16 protein-coding genes are annotated in these 19,121 nt (G+C 61.3%); 12 read left to right on the top strand and 4 right to left on the bottom strand.

Annotation, left to right across the window (positions count from 1 at the left end; genetic code table 11):
- Positions 1-244 precede the first annotated feature (244 nt).
- The 3 genes from FXN65_RS14030 (at position 245) to FXN65_RS14020 (ending at position 2,823) form a co-directional block, all read left to right on the top strand.
- A complete protein-coding gene (locus FXN65_RS14030) occupies positions 245-964 on the top strand; it encodes a formate/nitrite transporter family protein (RefSeq protein WP_244620670.1) in 720 nt (239 codons plus the stop codon).
- A 549-nt stretch (positions 965-1,513) separates the two neighbouring features.
- A complete protein-coding gene (locus tag FXN65_RS28480) occupies positions 1,514-1,732 on the top strand; it encodes a hypothetical protein (protein WP_151133775.1) in 219 nt (72 codons plus the stop codon).
- 884 nt (positions 1,733-2,616) lie between these two features.
- Positions 2,617-2,823: a hypothetical protein gene (locus FXN65_RS14020; protein ID WP_151133774.1), complete on the top strand. Its 207-nt coding sequence runs from the start codon at positions 2,617-2,619 to the stop codon at positions 2,821-2,823.
- A 172-nt stretch (positions 2,824-2,995) separates the two neighbouring features.
- On the opposite strand, the gene fnr is transcribed toward FXN65_RS14020, so the two are convergent.
- Positions 2,996-3,748 (bottom strand): fumarate/nitrate reduction transcriptional regulator Fnr, encoded by a 753-nt coding sequence (fnr, locus tag FXN65_RS14015; RefSeq protein ID WP_226284303.1) that lies wholly within the window; start codon positions 3,746-3,748, stop codon positions 2,996-2,998.
- 592 nt (positions 3,749-4,340) lie between these two features.
- Here fnr and FXN65_RS14010 point away from each other — a divergent pair.
- The 3 genes from FXN65_RS14010 to FXN65_RS14000 are packed head-to-tail and all read left to right on the top strand — an operon-like array spanning position 4,341 to position 8,412.
- Positions 4,341-5,066, top strand: a complete 726-nt coding sequence (locus FXN65_RS14010) for a phosphoribosyltransferase (RefSeq protein ID WP_151138806.1) — start codon at positions 4,341-4,343, stop codon at positions 5,064-5,066.
- Entirely contained in the window at positions 5,041-5,715 is a 675-nt protein-coding gene (locus tag FXN65_RS14005; RefSeq protein WP_151133773.1) for a dienelactone hydrolase family protein, read from the top strand. Before FXN65_RS14010 ends, FXN65_RS14005 begins: the two co-directional genes overlap by 26 nt.
- A gap of 45 nt (positions 5,716-5,760) precedes the next feature.
- On the top strand, positions 5,761-8,412 hold the full coding sequence (locus FXN65_RS14000; protein WP_151133772.1) for a cation-translocating P-type ATPase: 2,652 nt from the start codon (positions 5,761-5,763) through the stop codon (positions 8,410-8,412).
- 45 nt (positions 8,413-8,457) lie between these two features.
- Here FXN65_RS14000 and polX read toward each other — a convergent pair whose 3' ends face one another.
- Both polX and FXN65_RS13990 read right to left on the bottom strand, forming a co-directional pair.
- Positions 8,458-10,227, bottom strand: coding sequence for a DNA polymerase/3'-5' exonuclease PolX (polX, locus tag FXN65_RS13995; RefSeq protein ID WP_151133771.1), 1,770 nt, complete (start codon positions 10,225-10,227; stop codon positions 8,458-8,460).
- A gap of 10 nt (positions 10,228-10,237) precedes the next feature.
- Positions 10,238-10,687 (bottom strand): CBS domain-containing protein, encoded by a 450-nt coding sequence (locus FXN65_RS13990; protein WP_151133770.1) that lies wholly within the window; start codon positions 10,685-10,687, stop codon positions 10,238-10,240.
- Between the two features lie 284 nt (positions 10,688-10,971).
- Here FXN65_RS13990 and acsA point away from each other — a divergent pair, with 284 nt between their 5' ends.
- The 6 genes from acsA to FXN65_RS13960 all read left to right on the top strand — a co-directional run bounded on the left by acsA (position 10,972) and on the right by FXN65_RS13960 (position 17,101).
- The gene (gene acsA / locus FXN65_RS13985) at positions 10,972-12,732 is read left to right on the top strand and encodes an acetate--CoA ligase (protein ID WP_151133769.1); all 1,761 of its coding nucleotides are present in this window, start codon (positions 10,972-10,974) and stop codon (positions 12,730-12,732) included.
- Positions 12,729-13,718, top strand: a complete 990-nt coding sequence (gene pdhA / locus FXN65_RS13980; protein ID WP_151133768.1) for a pyruvate dehydrogenase (acetyl-transferring) E1 component subunit alpha — start codon at positions 12,729-12,731, stop codon at positions 13,716-13,718. The genes acsA and pdhA overlap by 4 nt, the downstream gene beginning before the upstream one ends.
- A complete protein-coding gene (locus FXN65_RS13975) occupies positions 13,715-14,692 on the top strand; it encodes an alpha-ketoacid dehydrogenase subunit beta (RefSeq protein ID WP_151133767.1) in 978 nt (325 codons plus the stop codon). The genes pdhA and FXN65_RS13975 overlap by 4 nt, the downstream gene beginning before the upstream one ends.
- Positions 14,693-14,724: 32 nt before the next feature.
- Positions 14,725-15,834, top strand: a complete 1,110-nt coding sequence (locus FXN65_RS13970; RefSeq protein WP_151133766.1) for a dihydrolipoamide acetyltransferase family protein — start codon at positions 14,725-14,727, stop codon at positions 15,832-15,834.
- A gap of 10 nt (positions 15,835-15,844) precedes the next feature.
- Positions 15,845-16,114 (top strand): acyl carrier protein, encoded by a 270-nt coding sequence (locus tag FXN65_RS13965; RefSeq protein ID WP_151133765.1) that lies wholly within the window; start codon positions 15,845-15,847, stop codon positions 16,112-16,114.
- A gap of 90 nt (positions 16,115-16,204) precedes the next feature.
- Positions 16,205-17,101, top strand: coding sequence for a universal stress protein (locus FXN65_RS13960; RefSeq protein ID WP_178119332.1), 897 nt, complete (start codon positions 16,205-16,207; stop codon positions 17,099-17,101).
- 43 nt (positions 17,102-17,144) lie between these two features.
- Here FXN65_RS13960 and ftsH read toward each other — a convergent pair whose 3' ends face one another.
- Entirely contained in the window at positions 17,145-18,998 is a 1,854-nt protein-coding gene (gene ftsH / locus FXN65_RS13955) for an ATP-dependent zinc metalloprotease FtsH (protein ID WP_151133763.1), read from the bottom strand.
- Between the last annotated feature and the right edge of the window lie 123 nt (positions 18,999-19,121).

The raw sequence follows: 19,121 nt of genomic DNA, 5'->3' as shown, positions 1-19,121 counted from the left end.
GGCGTGCCGCGCCGCAACCGCAAATACCCGGAACCAACTGCCAGCGCCCAGCCCAGTGGCTATTCTCGAAGATGGACTCTCGTGGAGCACACTCACGAGAGCCGATACCCGCTAAACCGGAGCGTTACGGAGCTCAGGTTCCATGGACAAAGAACCCTATTGAGGCGATGCGTATCCGCCGCAGGAGATTGCACGGAGGGTTGAGCGGCTCGGCGTTGCGAAGGCGCATGCCGACACTCTCACTTTGTTCGTCCTGGCAGTCCTCGCCGGGGCTTTCATTTCGCTTGGCGCACTGTCCTTCACCGTGGTGATTACCGAATCCAGCCTCGGATTCGGACCCACACGCTTACTGGGCGGCTTGAGTTTCTGTCTAGGGCTGATTCTTGTGGTGGTGGCCGGTGCCGAGTTGTTCACCGGGAACAATCTCATCGCGATGGCCTGGGCCAGCCGCCTGATCGGTCTGCGCGAAGTCGCTCGGAGCTGGCTTCTCACCTACGTCGGGAATGTAGTCGGCTGCCTCGGAACCGTGTTGCTCGTCGTGTGGGCCGATATTGCCAGCCTGGGCAATGGTGCGGTGGGTGAGACGGTGGTGAGCATTGCGCGTGGGAAAGCGGATCTTCTCTGGGGGGAGGCCTTCATGCGCGGCATTCTGTGTAACGCACTCGTTTGCCTGGCAGTGTGGCTGGCCACCGGCGCTCGTAGTGTGACTGACAAGATCCTGGCAATCCTTTTCCCCATTACAGCCTTCGTGGTCCTCGGCTTCGAACACTCGATCGCTAACTGGTTCCTCCTGCCGCTGGGGCTCGCCGTCGATACGCATGGCGTGATATCGCTCAGCGGGGCTGCCAAGAACATTCTGGTGGTGACCGCAGGCAATTTGCTTGGTGGCACCCTGTTAGTGGCCGGTGTCTACTGGATCGCCTATTTGCGAGGTGAGCGCATGCACAAGGACCGTTCGTCATAAGTCAGACTATGATCTCGCGATGTGTTTTCCGACTGTGCCTGGGGCTCTTATGGCTTTCCTGCGCCACCGGCCAATTCATTTATTGCAATAAAGTTTTATATTGCTCGGAGCATGTTTTGTGATTCTTGCCCTCCGTTTAATTTCACCATGGTGAGGGGCGATATTGCTCGGCAGGAATATGGAAGAATAAAAGATCACCAAGCCAGTGAGGGGGTTAGAGAAAACGGAGTGCTTCATCGAGCGCAGGCTTTATATCCCTCTGATGAGGTTCCTGTGTTTACGTTTTAGCGCGTGCCTCAATGTTTTTATCGGTTATCGGAAGGGATTTTATAGTTGGTTCATAGCGGGACTTCCCTGTTGAAGCGTATTTTCGCCACTCATTTCAGTAGAGGGCTATCGATCAGCTCAGAAACCCGGCCATAGACCGGGTTTCTGGATGAAGTGATTAGTCCTGATCAAACTTAATCACGTTGAAGGTATCTCGAATCCGGCGTCCCACATGTCGTGGGTATACGCGGCGAGATATTAACCGCGACCGCCGTAGCCGCCATGACCACCGCCATGTCCGCCATGACCGCCGCCATGGCCGCCATGGCCACCGTGACCACCGTGACCGCCATGCCCGCCGTGACCGCCGTGGTCACCCCGGCCTCCGTGATCACCCTTGCCTCCGTGATCACCCTTGCCTCCGTGATCACCCTTGCCTCCGTGGTCACCCCGGCCACCGTGATCGCCTTTTCCGCCTTGCTCGCCCGCAACCGCACTTGAGGAGCTGGAAATGTAGTCAGGGATCAGGACAGTGGATGCGGAAAGAATTCCACCAATAGCCACGGCCAACAGGTATTTATTAATGGACATGATAACCTCCGACTTGCATTTGGTTGGTTGTCTCTCCCCATACGTGCCGCAAGTTGAAGCGCGGTGCAGCTTCGGATTGCTGCACCTGTTTGCAAGTCCAGGCAAGGCGACATCAGAAACAAAAGCCGTATTAGGCTATCTCGACCATGCATCTCGCTTGCTCGCATACATGCCTCTGATCAGGATTCTTTGTCCTGAGAGATTCCATGGGAACGATCGGGTTGGGATTCGTAAAACCCAATCACGCCATATAAATGCGCAAAAGTAGATACCTAAAACCCACGAACGGGTCGACGATTGATGCAGATGCCTTAAAGCAGTGAATTGAATTTCCGAGGCACGTAAAGATGGAACCACAAGCATGAGAGGGAGGTTTGATGCAGATCAAATTTCTTCCAAGCCTTTGCCCAAGGAAAATCTTATGGTGATCTGGCCGGCCTGGCAGGTGCTAACAATAATTAACTCATCAGGTAAACCCAAGCGCTTGCTTCATCAAAGAAGATCGCGCTTGAACACGCTCAAGTGAACCACCATGGAAGCATCGTGCCTTGGCGCACCTTTGCCTGACATGTGCATCTGGAGACTGAAACGCGTGGTTCTTCGCGCTGATTGACCGCGGTCAATTCCCCCTCTGCACCGCGGCGTAGGAATAAAGCGACGACTAACCATTTAGCGCCTTCACACACACATGGGATTAGAACGAGGGCGTCAATTTGAACAGACGCCGAGGATCCACGATGGTGGATGGCCTTCAACCCTGCCGAAGCTAGAGCCTAGAGGGGAGGACGATTGCCATGAACATTCAATTGCTTCGATATGCCGATGGCCGCAGCTACGTTCAGCTGGACGATATTCAGGTGCCTTTCCGTAGCGAACGTCAGGCCCTCGACTATCTGGAGCGATTGCGGCTGCGCCTGGCCGCGCCTCATGCACTGGCCGAAGCACAAAGCCGAGATACCGAGACACACCAGGATATCGGAAATCGGCGCGAGGCCGGCTGAGTGCCTGGCTGGGCTGATTCATGGCCAGTGGAACAGGGGGAATAGCCCAGGAGCGGTCACACGTGCGCTGCTCGCTCCATCTCTTTCAGCCCCAACACGAGGCGCTGAACAAGCGCTGCGGCAAGGCATCGCGCAAGCGGCGCCGTCGGCACGATGACAGAGGTGCGGGGCGTCAGAGCGGACCTTCTTCGCAGGGATGGCATTGCCGGTGCAACGCCTTCAGATCCGGAATGTGCAATTCGCGGCCAGAGCTGTCTACAAGATGAGTGTCGCGAAAGTGGGTGAACAGCCGGCTTACCGTTTCCATTGACAGGCCCAGGTAGTTGCCAATGTCCCTGCGATTCATCGGCAGGATGAAGTTGGAGGCCGAGAGCCCACGCTTGCTATAGCGCGCCGAGAGGTTGAGCAGGAAGGCCGCCAGCCGCTGCTCCGCGCTATCCCGCACGTGGCTGAGGCGTTCATGATCGGCCTGGATTTCCTTGCTCAAAGTGTGGAGAAGTTGCTTGCGCAGCCCTGCAATAAGGCCGGCCAGCTCTTCGAGCCGGTTCAAGGGGATGGCGCAGACCTGGGAGGTTTCCAGGGCGACGGTATAGGTCGGATAAAGGGATTCGCCGATGGCGTCCAGCCCAATCAGCTCGCCGGGGAGGTGGAAGCTGGTGATCTGTTCCACGCCTTCCTGGGCGAGCATGTAGGTCTTCATCGCGCCGGAACGCAGGGCGTAAATGTTCTCCACCACCGTGCCCGCACGAATCAGGTAATCCTGTCGGTGCAATGGGCGATTGCGCTTGATGATCCCCTCGAGACGCCGAATTTCTTCTTCGTCGAGAGTGAGGGGCAGACACAGCCGACTGAGAGAACAGTCATGGCAGGTGACGTGTGTTGGGCGAGAGGACATCAATGGCTCGCAGGAGAGGTCGTGTGCCATTGGAGATTTCTTTTCGGAACATTCTTAAAAATTCTAATCCTGTCCACCCAGGTTGCGCTGCATTTCGTCGGGTAACTGACGGTAGATCATGGTCGAGTTTTTGTTTTTATAAGGTGTTGTTATTTTTAAGTTTATTTATTTTCCCTCTTGTTGGACGCCCTCAGGCTCCATTGCCAATCAGTTTTCCACCGCAAAAGCCACGTTTTCCAGGTGTTTCCAGTCGCTCGCTGCGCGCTCCGGGCACGTTTCTTTCCGGACCGCGGGAACACGTTCGCGACCGACCAGCAAACTTCGAGCAATCTTGATCGGCATCAATAAGGCCGCCCAGCGCCGACTGATGATTCAAAAGAGGTCGGTGCGAATTCAAAAGGAAGGATGATTCAGAAAATGGACCTGGTTCAGGGAATTGGGCAACTGCTCACGAACCATCGGCCGATGTTGCAGGCTACCGACCGCGAACCTGGGATCCGAGCCGTTCCAGAGGGTTGGTACACCCGTTTGCAAGAAGCAGGAAAACATCGCAGCAATGGAGCGCTCCATGCGGGGAATTGGCCAGGATTCCGTTATCCATTGTGAATTGCGAGGTAACGGGATGCAGCAGCACGATACGATCCAGATTCCCATTCCCGACCGCCAGGCAGCGGGCCGGGCGCTGGTGCCTTTGCTGGCGGCCTACCGTGGACGCCCGGATGCCATCGTGCTCGCATTGCCCAGGGGCGGCGTCCCGGTCGCCTATGAAATAGCCACCGCCCTGGATTTGCGCCTGGACCTTATGCCGGTGCGCAAGCTGGGTGTGCCTTTCCACGAAGAACTGGCCATGGGGGCGATTGCCAGTGGCGGTGTCTGGTACCTCAACACCGACGTGGTGAATCTCCATGGCATAGATGGACCTACCCTGGACGCCGCCGCAGAGCGGGAGCTGAAAGAGTTGCGTCGACGGGAACAGGTTTACCGCGGTGATCGTCCGTTGCCCGACCTGCATGGCCAGCAAGTGATCTTGGTGGACGACGGCCTGGCGACCGGGGCCAGCATGCAGGCCGCCGTGAAAGCGGTACGCGACCGAGGGGCGACGCGGGTGATAGTCGCAGTACCAGTGGCACCGGACGACACCTTGGCCGAATTGCGTGAGCAGGTGGACGAAGTCGTTTGCCCATTCGTCCCCCAATGGTTCACGGCGATCGGCTGCTGGTACGTGGACTTTTTCCAAGTCACAGATCAGGCAGTGATCGAACTGTTGCAGCGGGCCTGGCAGCGCGAACAGGGGAGGCGGGTCGAGGCCGGGGAGATGATCGATGCGTCAACGTCGACAAAACATTGATCTGGCGGATGCGCACCTGATTGGCGACCTGCTGGTCCCGGAGGGAGCCAGGGGGCTGGTGGTGTTCGTCCATGGTAGTGGTAGCAGCCGTTGGAGTCCCCGCAACCAGCATGTAGCAGGCTATCTGGGGGAGCTGGGTCTGGCGACGCTGCTTTTCGATCTGTTGACCGAATCCGAGGAGCGCATCGATCGGATCACCTGTGAAATTCGATTCGACATACCGCGGTTGACCCATCGCCTCGTCGGGGTGCTCGACTGGTTGGCCGCCAGCCCGGACCTCGATCGTTTTCCACTGGGATTGTTCGGTGCCAGCACGGGCGCAGCCGCGGCCATACTGGCCGCCATCCAACGACCGGAGCAGGTGAAGGCGATCGTCAGTCGCGGCGGACGAACCGATTTGGCCGGCAACGAACTGTCCCGGTTGCGCATTCCGATTCTGCAGATAGTCGGTGGCCGTGACCTGGTGACGCTGGGCCTCAACCGCAAGGTCAGTCAGGCGCTGACGTGCCGGCAGGGGCTTGAGGTCATTCCTCGTGCGACCCACCTGTTCGAGGAACCGGGCACTCTGGATGAAGTCGCGCTGTTGGCCGGTGCGTGGTTCCTGGAACACCTGGGCGAACCGGTCCGGCAGCAGGGCGCCGGACTTTGAACGAGTACGCCGCTCGAGCTTGTGCCGCGTGGCGAGGCGCTGCGAATGAAAATTCAAACCCTGAGGCCGGAGGACGCGCTGACCAGCCTGCAGAGCGGCCCGGATGGTCTGACGGCGACGGAAGCTGCACGACGGCTCGAGGCGTTCCAGGCCAATAGCATTCTGCATATGCGGACTGTGCCCTGGTGGCGTCGCCTGGCCGCCGGTTTGACCCATTTCCTGGCAATTGTCCTATGGCTGGCAGCACTCCTGGCCTTCATTGCCGAATGGAGCGATCCGGGTAAAGGCATGGCGACCCTGGGCGTGGCCATTCTCTGTGTCATCTTGGTCAATGCGCTGTTTTCCTACTGGCAGGAGTACCGGGCGGAACGTTCGATTCTCGCTCTAGAAGGGCTCATGCCAGATAGCGTGAGGGTGATGCGCGAGGCGCGCCTGCGTAAGCTCAATCGCTCGCTGCTGGTGCCCGGCGACGTATTGCTTCTGTCAGCTGGCGACAATGTGCCGGCCGATTGCCGGATCCTGGAAGCTTTCGATGTGCGCATCAATGCGGCCACGCTGACAGGCGAATCCTATCCAGTGGCGCGGGATGCCCAGCCAACCGATGCGCCTGACCTGCTGCACTGCCGCAATATCCTGCTGGCCGGCACTGTCCTGGTCAGTGGAGAGGCCCGAGCGCTGGTCTACGCGACAGGGATGCGCACCGAGTTCGGCCGTATTGCCCAACTGGTGCAGACGGGTGGCGATATAGAGAGTCCGCTGCAACGCCAGATCAACCGCCTGAGCCGACTTATCGCCCTGTTGGCAATGTTGCTTGGCGGGGTGTTCTTCGTGCTAGGACAATGGATCGGGCTGGGTTTCTGGAACAGCTTACTGTTTGGAATCGGGATCATTGTGGCGAACGTGCCTGAGGGCCTTTTGCCGACCGTGACGTTGTCCCTGGCCATGGGCGCTCAGCGCATGGCCGCCAGGCAGGCATTGATCCGCAACCTCCCAAGTGTGGAAACGCTGGGTTCGGCCACCGTCATCTGCACGGACAAGACCGGCACGCTGACACTTAACCGGATGCAAGCACGGGTGGTCGTCTGGGCGGGCCGGGAAACCGCGTTGGACTCGGCGCCGGTGATCTTGCCCCAGGCGCTGCGAGCTGTTGCCTCGCTGTGCCAGACACTGCAACTGGGGGAGGTCGATGGCCGGCAGGCCCTGGTGGGTGATCCCTTGGAAGAGGCGTTGTTGCGAATGGCCCAGCACTCGGGTGGCGCGGTGGACTTTCCGCTCGTCGATGAGTTGCCGTTCAGTGCCGAGCGCCGCATGTTGTCGACCCTGCATCGGTCCACCGAGGGATTGGTCCTCTACAGCAAGGGCGCGCTGGAGGCGTTGCTGCCCATCGCATCTCGTTTCCTGCAAGAGGATGGTGAGCAGCCTCTGGACGAGCACGAGCAGGAGCATTGGCGCGAGGCCGAGCACCGCCTGGCCGATCGGGGCTTGCGAGTGCTGGCTTTTGCCTACCGGGCGGTGGAGGAGGGCTACAAGCGCGAAGATCTGGAACAGGATCTGGTACTGATTGGCCTGGTCGGACTCGAGGATCCGCCCAGGCCCGAGGTTCCGGCTGCCGTCAGACGCTGCCAGCAAGCGGGTATCCGCGTCCTGATGGTGACGGGGGACCATCCTCGGACGGCGGAAGCCGTGGCGCGGGAAATTGGCCTGGCAACGGGGCGGCCCACGGTGATCACCGGAACAACCCTGGCGAGTCTGTCCCACAGCCAGCTCAGCCTGGCACTGGAAGCCCGGGAACTGATCTTCGCTCGTGTCAATCCCGAGCAGAAGCTGCAAATTGTCAAGGAGCTCCAGGCCAAGGGGGAGACAGTCGCGGTCACGGGTGACGGCGTAAACGACGCACCGGCCTTGCGCCAGGGAGACATCGGCATCGCGATGGGTCTTTCCGGCAGCGATGCGGCGCGAGAGGCCGCCGACATGGTACTGCTCGATGACAACTTCGCCAGCATCGTTGCGGCGGTCGAGGAAGGGCGGGCGGTTTTCCAAAATATCCGTCGGTTCATGAGCTACATCCTCACGTCGAATATCCCGGAGGTCGTGCCCTATCTGGCGTTTGTACTGTTCCGCATCCCGCTGCCGCTAACGGTGGTACAGATACTGGCCGTTGACCTGGGTACCGATATGCTGCCGGCGCTGGGGCTGGGTGCCGAGCGCCCGGATCGGGAGGTCATGCAACGTCCACCTCCATCGCGCAACGATCGCCTGCTTGACCGCCGACTGCTGGCTCGTGCCTACCTTTTCCTCGGTCCGATGGAGGCCGCAGCTGCGCTCGCTGCCTTCTTCTTCGTGCTCCGGAACGGCGGTTGGCAGTACGGTGAGACCTTGGCGCCTGACGAGCCGCTATACCAGGTCGCTACCACGGCCTGCCTGGCCGCCATCGTGGTGATGCAGATGATGAATGTCTTCCTTTGCCGAAGCGAGCGCGGACGGCCGTTCGGATTCGGCAGCCCCAACCCGTTGATCTGGGCGGGCCTGGTATGCGAAGTCGCACTGATCCTGTTCATCGTCTACGCCCCCTTGGGCAATTGGCTATTCGGTACCGCGCCGTTGCCGGTCTCCGCATGGCTGTTCATGATCCCTTTCGTCTTGGCAATGGCGCTGCTGGAGGGAATCCGCAAGGCACGTGCGACTCTGGACAGATAACGCCGCCCGTTCCGGGTGGATTCGTACTCTGTCCTCCCTTTGCCGTCAGCGGGTGCTACGGAGCAGCGCTCGCAGCTGCACCAGATTGCGGGTGTTGAGCACATCCCCCCGTTCGAGCCAGCCACGCCGAGCCTGCCCGATGCCATAGTCAAGCAGGGCGAAATCCATTGCCCGATGCGCATCCGAGGCGATGCTGACAAGCACCCCCTCGTCCTTGGCCAGCCGGCAATGCTCCTCATCCAGGTCCAGGCGCTGGGGTTGTGCGTTGAGTTCCAGAAAACAGCCGCGCTGGCGTGCCTGGCGGATCACTGCGCGCATGTCCAGGGCGCAGGCTTCTCGCTCCAGCAGCAGGCGGCCGCTAGGGTGCGCGAGGATCGTAAAGTAAGGCGAGTCCATGGCCCGGAGAATACGCCGGGTCTGCTGCGCGGAGGACAGACGGAAGTGGCTATGCACCGCTCCCACTACCAGGTCCAGTCGCGCCAGCAGGGAGTCGGGAAGGTCGAGCCTGCCGTCGGCGAGTATGTCCACTTCGCAGCCCTTGAGCAGTGTCAGCGAATCCAGTTCTTCGTTCACTCGGTCGATGTCGTCGAGCTGTCGAGCCAACCGCCCGGGGTCCAGTCCGTGGGCAATACCCAGATGTTGCGAATGGTCGGTGATTGCCAGGTATTCCCAACCCAGGTGCTGTGCTGCCAGAGCCATTGCCCACAGGCTATCGTTGCCGTCGCTGGCGCGGGTATGGCAATGCAGGTCGCCACGCAGGTCGCCTGGCTCGACCAGGACCGGCAACCCCTGACGTTCCGCTGCGACGATCTCACCGCGGTCTTCACGCAGTTCGGGGGCAATCCAAGGCAGTCCCAGTGCGTTGTAGAGACCTTGCTCGGTGTCCCCGGCGAGCCGCTCCGTGCCGCGGAACAGGCCGTACTCATTGAGTTTGCAGCCAAGCCTGCGCGCGCGGCGGCGTAGCGCTATGCCATGGGCTTTGCTGCCCGTGAAGTACTGCAGGGTCGAGCCAAAACTCATCCTGCCAACGATTCGCACATCAACCTGCATGCCGCTTTTGAGTCGCAGGGTGCTGCGGGTAGGGCCGGATGCAATCACCTCGGCCACCTGCGGGTAGGCCAGCAATGCGGCGATGATCGGCATGGCATCGCCGGCGGCGCAGACCACGATATCCAGGTCGCCGACGGTCTCCCGCCGGCGCCGCAGGCTGCCCGCGACCTCGGCTGCCACCACACCCTCCAGGCCGAGAAGGAAATCCAACAGTGGGGTTGCCTGCGCCCGGGCCTCCGTTTGCAAGTAGCGACGTTCACCTGGGGTTCGGGCCTGCAATGCCGCCTTCAATTGTGCGAGCAGGCGTGGTCCGAAGCCGTGAATCTGTGCCAGGCGACCAGCAGCGAGGGCATCGCGCAACGTCTCCATGGAGTCGATGCCCAGTTCCTGTTGCAGCAGTCGAAGTCGCTTCGGTCCGATAAAGGGCAATTGCAGCAACTCGACCTGGCGCGCGGGCACCTCGCCGTGCAGTCGCTCGAGTAACGGGCAACTGCCGGTATGGCTGATGGTTCGGATCTTTTCTGCCAGGTCTTCGCCGACGCCCTGTAGCTTTGGTATCGGCTTGCCGGCCAGTACCAGGGCGGAGAGCTGGGATTCCGTTGCGCGCACACTGCGTGCAGCTTTGCGATAGGCGCGAATGCGGAACGGATTTGCGGCTTCTACTTCAAGCAGATCGGCAATCTCCTCGAAAATGCGCGCGATACGATCATTGCCGGGCAGCCCGTCGGCAAGAGGAGCGAAATTGGCGCAGTGGTTGTCGGGCATGTCAGCCAGCCTAGATCTCGTTCTCGCGCAGGCTCTGGAAGCCCACCAACTGCGATAGATCACGCAGATTTTCAGCGAGTACGCGGAGCAAGTCGTCAACGGAGATGATGCCCACCAACAGCCCCTGGTCATCGACAATCGGCATGCGCCGTATGCTGAAGTGGCGCATTCTGCCAATCACGTCGAACACGTCTTCTTTCTCGCCCGCGGTGACGAGATCCTGCACCTTCATGGCCCCCACAGAAGTACGCTCAAGTGCAGTTTCATTGTTGGTCACAATTTCCAGAACGATGTCTCGGTCTGTCACGATGCCGAGCGGCCGATACCGGTTTTCGCCGACCTGTTCGGCGAGCACCAGGTCGCCAACGTGGTGCTGACTCATCAGTCGAGCGGCGGCCAGGATGGATTCGGTGGGCGCCACTACGACGACGTTGCGCTTGCAGTATTTGCCGATGCTCATGATTCGTCTCCTCCAGGGGAAAACAAAGCTCGCATGTCTCCCACGATGTGAGCGAAAACAGGAGCTGGATTTGATCTTCATCAGCCCCGACCGATATTCGCAGGCCACGGCCGGGAAAAGTGGACAAGCGGGTGGAATCGTCCACGGCGCCATGCCGTCACCTCGGGCCTCGCTGCTGCAGGCTTCTTCGAAATTTCTTGATGAAGATCAAACCGGGAGTGTTTGTGGCTACCTAGCCTGAAACCACCGGCCAGCCGAAAGAGATGCAAGGGGAGAACAGGTCCATGCGCCCCGTCATCATCGAGAAAACAGCCAGTGACCTGCCCGTTAGTCCCAACTGGACGGACACTCCTGATGCGCGGGCCGCGTTTTCTTGGGGGGCGGAGGCCCGGGCGTTGGCCGGGCTGCCGGGCGACGGCTTGAACCTGGCCTTCGAAGCGGTCGATAGGCATGCCCAGGGGCCGGCCCGACAACGAGCGGCGCTGCGGCTGCTGGACCGTGATGGCAGCAGCCACGACATCAGCTTCCATGAACTGAGCAACCGGACAAATCGATTCGCCCATGTGTTGCAACGTCTCGGCGTGGCTCCGGGGGCGCGCCTGTTCGTCCTATGCGAGCGAGGCCTGGAGCTTTACCTGGGCCTGCTGGGTGGCTTGAAGCATGGCTGCGTGGTCTGCCCGCTGTTCTCAGCTTTCGGGCCCGAACCGATCGCGACGCGCATGGCTCTGGGGGAGGGGAGCGTTCTCGTCACCAGTGCGGCGCTGTATCAGCGCAAGGTGGAGAGTATTCGTGCCAGGTTGCCGCTGCTCCAGCATGTGTTACTCCATGGACTCCGGCAGGGAGAGACGCTTCCGCCCGATACGCTCGACCTGCATGCGCTACTGGCGGAGGCGGAGGACAGTTTCACCATCGCCCCGACCACGGCCGATACCCCTTCATTACTGCATTTCACCAGTGGTACCACCGGAACCCCAAAAGGTGCGCTACATGTCCATGGCGCCGCCGTGACGCACTACGTTACCGGCAAGTACGCCCTCGACTTGCACCCGGACGATATCTATTGGTGCACCGCCGACCCGGGCTGGGTTACCGGCACGTCCTACGGCATCCTCGCTCCGCTGATGCTGGGTGTGACCAGCGTCGTCGATAGCGCAGAGTTCGATGCCGAGCGCTGGTACGGCATCCTCGAGCACCAGCATGTCAGCGTCTGGTACACCGCGCCCACTGCCATCCGCCTGTTGATGAAGGCCGGCGCAGCGCTGGCTGCGGCGCATTCCTTTCCGGCCCTGCGTTTTGTCGCCAGCGTCGGAGAACCGTTGAATGCCGAGGCCGTATGGTGGGGCAAGGAAGTGCTCGGCCACCCCATCCATGACAACTGGTGGCAGACAGAGACTGGCGGAATCATGATCGCCAACACCGCAGTGATGACCATCAAACCTGGATCCATGGGTAAACCGTTGCCGGGCGTTGATGCAGCGATTGTCGGTCGCAACGCCACAGGCCAGCTGGTGCCCCTTGGCAATGAGCAGGTGGGCGAACTGGCACTGAAAAAACCGTGGCCCGCGTTGTTCAGGGCCTACCTCGGGCAGGAGGAGCGCTATCGTCGCTGCTTCTCCGGCGATTGGTACCTCAGCGGCGACCTGGCCCGTCGCGATGCCGATGGTTACTACTGGTTCGTCGGGCGCAGCGATGACGTAATCAAGTCTGCGGGCCACTTGATCGGTCCCTTCGAAGTGGAAAGCGTGTTGATGGAGTTGCCGGAGGTTGCGGAAGCCGCGGTGATCGGCATGCCGGATCCGCTTCTGGGGGAGACGGTGAAGGCCTTCGTGACCCTCAAGGCCGGCCAGGTCGCTACGACAGCCCTGCACGACGAGTTGCTTGGCCATGCGCGAAAGCGTCTGGGTGCGGCGGTGGCGCCCAAGGAACTGGCGTTCGTCACCGACCTGCCGCATACCCGGAGCGGCAAGCTCATGCGGCGTCTGCTCAAGGCCCGGGAACTGGGGCTGCCGGAAGGCGATCTGTCGACCCTGGAGAATCCCGTATGAACTCATCCGATGTGCCGTACACGGCCGGATATGCCCTGGAGCTGCTTCGCGACATGCTGCGCATCCGGCGACTGGAAGAGCGCGCCGCCGAACTGTACGGCGAGGGCAGGATCCGGGGGTTCCTGCACCTCTACATCGGCGAAGAGGCGGTAGCGGTTGGTGCGCTGCATGCGCTGGCCCCCGGAGACAGTGTCGTGGCGACGTACCGCGAACACGGCCATGCGTTGCTTAAAGGCGTGCCGATGACGGCGATAATGGCCGAGATGTACGGCAAGCAGGAGGGTTGTTCACGAGGTCGCGGGGGGTCAATGCACCTGTTCGATTCCCACAGGCGCTTCTACGGAGGCAACGCGATCGTTGCCGGCGGTCTGCCTCTGGCTGCCGGCCTGGCGTTGGCGGAAAAGCTGCGGGGCGGCGATAGCCTCTGCGCATGCTTTTTCGGTGAAGGCGCGATGGCGGAGGGGGCCTTCGCCGAGACGCTGAATCTGGCTTCGTTGTGGGAACTACCGGTACTTTTCTGCTGTGAGAACAACCTCTATGCCATGGGCACTGCGCTGGCCCGTTCGCAGTCCCAGCAGGACCTTTGCGCGAAGGCATCGGCCTTCAACGTGCGCGCCCGAGGCGTCGACGGCATGGATGTGGTCGCTGTGCTCGACGCGACGCAAGAAGCGGTCGCGGCGATAAGGAGCCGGTCCGGACCTTATTTCCTGGAGTTCCAGACCTATCGGTTCCGTGCCCATTCGATGTTCGACCCGGAGCTGTATCGCGACAAGGCCGAGGTGGAAAAGTGGAAGGAGCGGGGGCCCATCCATACCTTCAGTGCACGGCTGAAAGCCCAGGGCCTGCTCGATGAGAACGGCTTCCTGGAGATCGCCGAGCAGGTCAACCAGGAAGTGCAGGCTGCCGTGGCTTTCGCAGAAGCCGGTAGCCTGGAGCCCGTGCCGGAGCTCGAACGCGATGTCTATAGTCCGGAGCCTGCATCATGAGCCAGGTAACGACCTATCGGGCGGCGATACGCGAGTCACTGCGTGAAGCTCTACAGCGTGATTCCCGCGTTTTCCTGATGGGTGAAGATGTGGGGCGCTATGGCGGTACTTATGCGGTATCCCGCGGATTGCTGGATGAGTTCGGTCCGGAGCGCGTTCGTGATACACCGCTGTCGGAACTGACATTCGTTGGCGCAGGCATTGGCGCCGCACTGGGCGGCATGCGCCCGATCGTTGAAGTGATGACCGTTAACTTCAGCCTGCTGGCCCTGGATCCTCTGATGAACACGGCCGCGACCTTGCGGCATATGTCCGGTGGGCAGTTCTCGGTGCCATTAGTGGTACGGATGGCCACCGGCGCCGGTCGCCAGCTGGCGGCCCAGCATTCCCACAGCCTGGAAGGCTGGTACGCGCATATTCCGGGGTTGAAGATCCTCGCGCCTGCGACCCTCGAGGACGCTCGCGGCATGCTCTGGCCGGCACTGCAGGACCCGGACCCGGTCCTTATCTTCGAGCATGCCCAGCTCTATAACCTGGAAGGCGAACTGACTCCCGATGAGCCAGTGGACATCCGAACGGCGCGGGTGCGCCGGGTCGGCCGCGACCTGACGCTGATCGCATACGGCGGCACCCTGGGCAAGACACTGACCGCCGCCGCACAGCTCGCGGAGGAGGGCATCGACGCCGAGGTTATCGACCTGCGTGTCCTGCGTCCGCTGGACGACGCAACTCTGCTCGCCTCGGTGCGCAAAACCCGACGTGCGCTGGTCGTCGATGAAGGCTGGCGTAGCGGAAGCCTGTCGGCGGAAATCATCACCCGGATTATCGAGCAGGGATTCTTCGAACTGGATGCTCCGCCAGTCCGGGTCTGCAGTGCGGAAGTGCCTATTCCTTACGCCCGGCATCTGGAAGATGCCGCTTTACCACAAGTGGGGGACATAGTCGCGGCCGCTCGCGGCCTCTGTGGTCACTGACGAGCGGGTCCATACGGGCCGATGAGGTAGTCATGATCGAGTTCAAGTTGCCGTCCCTGGGGGCGGATATGGACTATGGAACGCTTCTGGAATGGCGGATCAAACCGGGCGACCGGGTTCGGCGAGGCCAGGTAGTCGCTGTAGTTGATACCGCCAAGGCCGCGGTCGATGTGGAGGCCTGGCAGGATGGTGAGGTGTTTCAGCTGCTCCTGGAGCCGGGCGGCAAGGTGCCGGTTGGCACAGTGATCGCGCTCCTGCTCGAGGAGGGCGAGTCCGCGCAGAACGCCATCCGCAGACCCATGGCTACTGCCACGGCGACCAGCGATGTCGAAGAGCGGCCAAAGGTTTCCCCTGCAGCCAGACGGCGAGCGATGGAGCTGGGAATAGACCCGGAGGCCGTTCGGGGCAGCGGGCCCCATGGCGTGGTGACTCTGGAGGATGTGGAACGCGCATCGGTATCCGGGGCGACGACGGACAGGGCTGACGCGATGCGCCAGGCCATCGCCCTGTCGATGACCCGCTCCAAGCGGGAGATTCCCCATTACTACCTCTCAGAGACCATCCCGCTGGCCGGCGCCTTGAGCTGGTTGCAGGCGCTCAACGCCGGGCTGCCACCGGAGCAACGCCTGTTGCCGGCGGCGTTGTTGCTCAAGGCGGTCGCCCTGGCACTGCGCGAGTATCCGGAGTTCAATGGTTGCTGGAAGAATGGGCGGTTCGAACCCGTGTCTGGCATTCACTTGGGCGTAGCCATCTCCCTGCGACAGGGTGGCCTTGTCGCCCCCATTCTGCGGGATGTTGCGGACAAACCCCTCGCGGGGGTGATGGCTGATCTCACAGATCTAGTGATGCGTGCGCGCAGTGGCTCGCTGCGCAGCTCCGAGCTGGGGGAGGCGGGACTTACCGTAACCTCGCTGGGAGACCAGAGTGCCGATGCCGTGTTCGGCGTGATCTACCCGCCACAGGTGGCACTGGTCGGCTTCGGTCGAATCGCCGAACGCCCCTGGGTTGAGAATGGCAATCTCTGTGTCAGGCCCACCGTCACTGCCTGCCTAGCCGCCGACCATCGGGCGAATGATGGCCACAGTGGCGCGCGCTTGCTGGGGGAAGTCGACAGGCTGTTACAGGATCCCGAACGTCTATGAGGTAACTGCCGTGGACGAAGAAAGTATCCGCCGACAGGTGCTGGCTGCCTTGGCAAGTGTCGCGCCCGAGATCGAGCCTCAACGTTTGCGGAGCGATCGGCCCTTGCGCGAGGAGGTGGACCTGGATTCCATGGACTGGCTGCGATTTCTCGGCAACCTCCACCAGGCCACAGGCGTCAGCATTCCGGAAGCGGACTACCGGCACCTGGATAGTGTGGATGCCGTGGTGGCCTATCTGCGCCAACGGATGCAATCCACCAGCCCGGGCTCCGTCTCCTGAGGTCTTCGGGCGGAGGGGCAGGGGAGCGAAAGCGGGCAATCTGGACGCATGGGCAAGGAGTTCGCAGTCAAGTCTGAACAGAGGTGGGTCATGAGCCAATATTCTCGTCTGTACCTGATCGCCGATCCGTCGCTGCAGAGCGCCGCCGCGCTACAACGCGCCAGTGCCCTGGCCCAAGCCAGCGGCGCCTCGCTGCATATCGTGACGATTTTCGAACTGACCACATCCATGCGCCGCCTGGACCCGACGGACCAGGTGCAACTGCGTGAGCACGCATTGACGCAGTATCGCAACTGGCTGGAGGAACAAGCCGGAGTCCTTCGCACCAAGGGCATCCAGGTATCCACTGACCTGATCTGCTCGAATGATCCACTGGAAGAAATCCTGACCCAGGTAGCGGAGCTGCAAGCGGACATGGTGATCAAGGGGGCGCAGCTGGATTCGGAGCTTCTGCGTACCTTCGTCACGCCATTGGATTGGTACCTGCTCAAGGAGTGCCCTGTGCCTGTGCACCTGGTTGGCGCGATCATCCATCCTCTGCCGCGCACGGTCGTCGCTGCCGTTGACATGGCGGCCACCGAGGAGCGAGCACCTGGTCTCAACGAGCGAATCATCCACACGGCCCAAGGGCTTGCGTTGCAATGCAACGCTGAACTCCACCTGCTTCATGTCTGTGATCTCGGCCTGGCTCATTTTGCGGATGTGCTGTCCCTGGCCTGGGCAACGGATTACGCAGAGGATCTGCGTGCGGCCATGTGGAGTGCCTTTTCTGCCATGGCTGATCGATTCAGCGTTCCGCCGGAACACCGACACTTTCTGGTGGGGCGCCGAGTTCACATGGTCGCTGAATTCATCGAGCTCAAACGCGCCGATGTGCTAGTCATGGGGCGTGCGCAAAGGCATGGTCTGGACAAAGTCATCGGCAGTACTGCGGAGCATGTGCTCCACCAGATTCCCACCAGCGTTCTGGTGGTGGGGACGGCTTGACTGGCTGCGTGCGGGTCAGAGTTGCGCTATCACGAGGTCGGGATCAATGTTGGCCACGCGGCACGATTCCCAGCACCGGTGGCGAAAGCAGCGGGGCATCCGGACCGCGCGCCAGGGGCGGGAAGTCCGCGGGGGTCAGGGTTTCCCTTTCCTGTAGCAGGCGCGCGCCTTGTTCCAGCACGTCACGGTGCTCAGTCAGCAGCACAGTGGCGCGAGCGTAGGCTTCCTCGATGATATTGCGTACACATAAGTCCACTTCGCGGGCGGTCTCTTCCGAGTAGTCCTTGTCGCGTGCTGTTGGCAGGTGCTCAGAGAGATAGGCGGAAGTCGGCTTCTCCAGCACAACCTGGCCAAGTTCCTTACTCATTCCGAAGCGCGTGACCAGTTGGCGAGCAATATCGGTTGCCTTGGCCAGGTCGTCGGCAGCGCCCGTGGACATCTGTCCGAACACCAGCGATTCGGCAGCGCGACCGGCAAGGAGGACCACAAGCCGGTCCTTCAACTCTTGCTGACTGACCAGGAAGCGGTCCTCGGCAGGCCGTTGCAGGGTATAACCCAGCGAGCCGAAGGCTCGGGGGATGATGGACACCTTGTGCACCGGATCCATCCTCGGCAGGCAGACGGCGGCCAGTGCATGACCCATCTCATGGTAGGCCACTACCCGGCGCTCCTCGGGTAGCAGCAAACGGCTCTTGCGCTCAATGCCGGCAATGATGCGTTCGACAGCGGCGGTGAAGTCTTCCATTCGTACTGCGTCGTCGCCGCGACGGGTAGCGAATAATGCCGCTTCATTGACGAGGTTGGCCAGATCCGCGCCGGTGAAACCGGTCGTGATAGCTGCGACCTGATCGCAGTCGACCTCACTGCCGACTCGAATATGCTTGAGATGTACCTGAAGGATCGCGGCGCGCCCACAGCGGTCGGGGCGGTCGATCAGGATCTGCCGATCAAAGCGGCCTGCGCGCAGCAACGCTGGGTCGAGAACTTCGGGGCGATTGGTCGCTGCCAGCAGCACTACGCCTTCACGAGGGTCGAAGCCGTCCAGTTCCGCGAGCAGTTGGTTGAGGGTCTGTTCCTTTTCGTCGTTGCCACCGAGCGACCCCAGGCCACGCATCTTGCCCAGGGCATCCAGTTCGTCGATGAAGATGATGCAGGGCGCGGCCTTGCGCGCCTGTTCGAACAAGTCGCGGACACGCGCAGCGCCTACGCCCACGAAGAGCTCGACGAACTCCGAACCCGAAATCGAGAAGAAGGGGACCCCGGCTTCGCCCGCCACGGCCTTGGCGATCAGAGTCTTTCCAGTACCGGGTGGGCCGACCAGCAGTATGCCCTTGGGGATGCGCGCCCCGAGCCGGCTGTAGCGTGGCTGGTCTTTGAGAAAGGACACGACTTCCTCCAGCTCCGCCCGGGCTTCGTCAATGCCGGCCACGTCCTTGAACGTGACGCCCGTGTCTCGCTGCACCAGGGCCTTGGCGCGGGATCGGCCGATGGCGGCCAGTCCGCCTAGACCCTGCTTTTCGGCCAGGCCACGAAAGAAGAAGCTCCAGAGGGCAAAGATCATGACGAGGGGTAGTATCCACCCGAGCGCACTGGCCAGTGGACTCCGTGCGACCCCGGTGAAATTGACCCCGGCGCCGCCGAGCTCCTGGGCCAGCGCCGGTTCAACCCGGTTGGTGGTGAAGTGGGTGCGACCATGGATCGGCTCCTTCAAGGTGCCGCTGATGCGTTGATCGTCGATCCTCAGATCAGTGAGTTTGTCTTGTTGCAGCAGGTTCAGGAACTCACTGTAGGAAATGGACTCGACTTCGCGTTGTTCCGCCCACCAGCTCTGCAGCAGCATCAAGGTGCTGAAAGTGATGATGAAGTACCAGATGTTCCACTGATGCTGCTTTTCCATGACGCCCGCCCCTGAAGTCGAGAACGCACATGGCCCAAGTCTGGGCCCGCTTTCGACATCAAGTTTGATTCACATCAAACCGTCGGGATTCGCCGGGAGCAATGTAAAAAAAAGTGAAGTACC

It is taken from the genome of Pseudomonas lalkuanensis (assembly GCF_008807375.1).
In the GTDB taxonomy this organism is placed as follows: domain Bacteria; phylum Pseudomonadota; class Gammaproteobacteria; order Pseudomonadales; family Pseudomonadaceae; genus Metapseudomonas; species Metapseudomonas lalkuanensis.
Note: the sequence above shows the minus strand (reverse complement) of the source record. Positions and strands in the feature narration are given on the sequence as shown.